We start from the raw sequence: 1,044 nt of genomic DNA on the forward strand, positions 1-1,044 counted from the left end.
TGTTGAGTTTTTTCCATTCACAGTGTGCTCTGATCTGGCGCGGCGCGGGCGTCCCCCCCCCCCGCGACGAGGTCTCCGGCCTTGTCAGGCTTGCTCGGCACGGTGAGACTTGTGCCGGTGCCAGCGTCGGCACACGCCGGACGGACAGGGACCTCGCAGCGCCAGGCCCACAGTGCGCCGCGCGCAGCCAGTCGCTGTTAAGGGGAGAACGTGGATTTTTGGGACCTTACCAAGCTGATGTTCCGGCGCTGGTATGTCTCTGCGCCCATCTTCCTCGTGGCCATCGCGGCCACCGTCTTCGTGGCCATGCAGGTCAAGCCGGACTACGTCGCCACCAGTTACGTCCAGCTTCTGCCGCCGTCGATCACGCCGAAGGCGACGGACGAGACGAAGGCCAGCGCCCGTAACCCGTGGCTCGACCTCGGTCTGCCGTCGCTCACCAAGGCCGGCATGATCTCGGTGCAGGACCAGCGGGTCGTCGAGGCGCTGAAGAACAACGGGCTCAGCGACGACTTCACCCTGACCCAGGACGCGCAGATGCCGATCGTGACCTTCGAGGTCATCGGCAGCACCGAGGACAAGGCGACGGAGACCTCCGAGTTCCTCATCAAGCGCTACGCCGACAGCGTCTCCACGCTGCAGAAGGAGTACGGCGCACCGAACGAGCAGATGATCACCGCGAAGCGTCTCGACCTGGGCGACAACGTCAAGGAGTCGACCTCCAAGGTGAAGCGCGCGCTGATCGCGGTCGCCGCGGTCGGCCTGCTGCTCGCCGTGGCGTTCACCGTCGCGGTCGACGCGTTGCTGCGCCGCCGCCGCCGCAAGCAGGACGACGACTCGGCGATCGTGTCCGGGCCGCGTCCGCCCAGGGCGGCCGGCGCCGCACCGGTTTCGCCGGCTCTACCGCCGAACGTCGCTCCCCCGGTGGTCCGCACCGGGAAGGAGTACAAGTCGCGCAGCGCGCACACCAACGGCACCAATGGCACCAACGGCGTCGGTGACCGGACGGCTATCGTCACGCCGCCCTCGCCCGGCACGCCGGCC

1 protein-coding gene is annotated in these 1,044 nt (G+C 68.0%); it reads left to right on the forward strand.

The features are described 5' to 3' along the window. Positions 1 to 210: 210 nt before the first annotated feature. Positions 211 to 1,044: hypothetical protein (locus AB0M20_RS45525; protein ID WP_364307909.1), on the forward strand; the 834-nt coding region annotated here is incomplete at its 3' end.

This window comes from Actinoplanes sp. NPDC051633 (assembly GCF_040681735.1).
Classification (GTDB): Bacteria; Actinomycetota; Actinomycetes; order Mycobacteriales; family Micromonosporaceae; genus Actinoplanes.